The sequence below is a fragment of the Streptomyces sp. 8L genome (genome assembly GCF_020176795.1).
Lineage (GTDB): Bacteria > Actinomycetota > Actinomycetes > Streptomycetales > Streptomycetaceae > Streptomyces.
On record NZ_JAIUKE010000786.1, the window covers coordinates 1 to 2,579 of the forward strand.

Consider the following 2,579-nt stretch of genomic DNA (forward strand, 5'->3'; position numbering starts at 1 on the left):
GGTCAGCAGCCGCACCCCCGAGTCCTCGACCGTGCAGGTGGCATGGCCCGGCCGGGGCCCGCGCCCGGGGTCCGCGCCGGGTGCGGTGCGGTCGGGTGCGCCGGGTCCGGGCGGCCGTACGGCCGGGACGGGGGCACCCGTAGGCTGAGGAGCGAGTCCAGCCGAGCCCGCACCCCGGGATCGAGGAAGCCGAGGTCGCCGTGGGAGCCGTCATCACCTGGTGGGGCCATGCCACCTGCACGGTCGAGGACTCGGGGGTGCGGCTGCTGACCGACCCGCTGTTCGTGCGCCGCTTCGCGCACCTGCGGCGCAGGAAGGGCGCGCTGCCCACCGCGCGGGCCGCGGTGGCGGACGCGGTGCTGATCTCCCATCTGCACGCGGACCATCTGCACGTGGGCTCGCTCGCGCGGCTCGCGCCCGGCACGCTGCTGGTGCTGCCGCGCGGTGCGACCCGCTCGGTACCGGCGCTGCGGCGGCTGGACGCGCGGCGCCACCCGCGCGGGCTGCGGCTGCGGGAGGTGGTGCCGGGGGACGAGCTGTCGGTCGGCCCGGTGCGGGTACGGGTGGTGCCCGCGCGGCACGACGGGCGGCGGCTGCCGGTGGGGCCGCGCCGCTCTCCCGCGCTCGGCTATGTGATCAGCGGCGAGTCCCGTACCTATTTCGCGGGCGACACGGGGCTGTTCGAGGGGATGGCGGAGGCGGTCGGAACGGTGGACACGGCGCTGCTGCCGGTCGGCGGCTGGGGTCCGAACCTCGGCCCCGAGCACCTGGACCCGCGGCGTGCGGCGCGGGCCGCGGCCCTCCTCGCGCCCTCGTCCGCGGTCCCCGTGCACTACGGCACGTACTGGCCGGTCGGCTTCGACGGGGTGCGGCCGCACGAGTTCCACACGCCGGGCTCGGAGTTCGTCGCGCAGGCGGAACAGCTCGCGCCCGGTGTCACGGTGCATCTGCTGCGCCACGGCGAGAGCGCGCGTGCGGAGGTGGCGAGGTGACGGGTGGCCAGCTGCTGGCGCACGTGCTGGCGGCGCCGGTGCCCCGGCTGCCCACGGAGTCGACGCAGCAGGCCGTCGGATATCCGTCGGTGTTCCTGCTCGTGACGCTGGGCGCGCTGGTGCCGGTGGTGCCCACGGGCGCCGTGGTGAGCTCAGCCGCGGTGGTGGCGTTCCACCAGTCCGACCCGCTGTCGATGCTGTACACGTTCCTGGTGGCGTCGGCCGCCGCGTTCCTCGGCGACATGGCGCTGTACTGGCTGGGGCGGCGCGGCGTCGGATCGAAGAACGGCTCGCGGTGGCTGGAGAAGCTGCGGGAGCACGCGCCGCCGGAACGGCTCGCGCAGGCGCAGGAGAAGCTGTCGGACCACGGCGTCGCGGTCCTGGTGCTCTCGCGCCTGGTGCCCGCGGGGCGGGTGCCGGTGATGCTGTCCTGCCTCCTGGCCAGGTGGCCGATGCGCTCGTTCGCGCGCGGGGACGTCTGGGCCTGCCTGACCTGGGCGGCGACGTACCAGCTGATCGGGATACTCGGCGGCTCCCTGTTCCCCCGGCCGTGGCAGGGCGTGGCGACGGCGATCGGCCTGACGGTGCTGATCGCCGGCGTTCCCGCGGTGTGGCGCAAGGTACGCGCGCCGGGCGGCCCGGAGCGCGGCGACGGGTCGGCGGGCGTCCGGGACGAGGGGCAGGGCCAGCACACCTGACGCGGGCGTGCGGGGCCGCGAGCGGTTTCGTCCTGAGCCCGGCAGTCCGGGCCCGCTGCCGGTGCGGTGCCGGCGGCAGTCAGGCGGAGCGCAGGACGCGGGACGCGCCGATCGGCAGGTCCCAGAGCTCGTCGCGGGGGCGGCCGGTCCGCTCCCAGGCGGCCCGTACCCGGGTGAGGGGTTCCAGCACGGGTTCGCAGGACAGTACGAAGGTCGCCCAGTGCATGGGGGCCATCCGGGCGGCGCCCAGGTCGTGGCAGGCCTGGACGGCCTCCTCCGGGTCCATGTGCTCGGCGCGCAGCCACCAGCGCGGCTCGTACGCGCCGATGGGCAGCAGCGTCACGTCGATGCCGGGGTGGCGGCGGCCGATCTGCGCGAACCAGTCGCCGTATCCGGAGTCGCCCCCGAAGTGGACGGTGGCGCCGCCCGATTCGGTGAGCACCCAGCCGCCCCACAGGCTGCGGCAGGTGTCGGTGAGGGAGCGCTTGGACCAGTGGTGCGCGGGTACGAAGTCGAAGCGCACGGTCCTGCCGCCGGTGCCGCGCAGTTCCGCGCCCTCCCACCAGTCGAGTTCGGTGACGCGCGCGAAGCGGCGGCGCCTGCACCAGCGGCCGAGCCCGGCGGGCACGAACAGCGGGGTGTGGCGCGGGAGTCGCCTGAGGGTGGGGGCGTCGAGGTGGTCGTAGTGGTTGTGGCTGATCACGACCGCGTCGACCGGCGGCAGGTCCTCCCAGGGCACCCCCGCGGGGGTGATGCGGGCGGGGGTGCCGAGGATGCGGCGCGCCCACACCGGGTCGGTGAGGACGGTGAGGCCCGCTATGCGCACGATCCAACTGGCGTGGCCCACCCAGGTGACGGAGAGATCTCCGGGGCCGACGGGGGGCAACGG

General features: G+C 75.8%; 3 protein-coding genes. 2 read left to right on the plus strand and 1 reads right to left on the minus strand.

Annotation, left to right across the window (positions count from 1 at the left end; translation table 11 throughout):
- Positions 1 to 200: 200 nt before the first annotated feature.
- Positions 201 to 992, plus strand: a complete 792-nt coding sequence (locus tag LCE31_RS38710) for an MBL fold metallo-hydrolase (protein ID WP_225022904.1) — start codon at positions 201 to 203, stop codon at positions 990 to 992.
- Positions 989 to 1,690, plus strand: a complete 702-nt coding sequence (locus tag LCE31_RS38715; protein ID WP_225022905.1) for a DedA family protein — start codon at positions 989 to 991, stop codon at positions 1,688 to 1,690. Before LCE31_RS38710 ends, LCE31_RS38715 begins: the two co-directional genes overlap by 4 nt.
- 79 nt (positions 1,691 to 1,769) lie before the next feature.
- Here the strand turns inward: LCE31_RS38715 and LCE31_RS38720 are convergent.
- Positions 1,770 to 2,579 (minus strand): MBL fold metallo-hydrolase (locus LCE31_RS38720; RefSeq protein WP_225022906.1); only part of this gene is annotated, 810 nt, incomplete at its 5' end.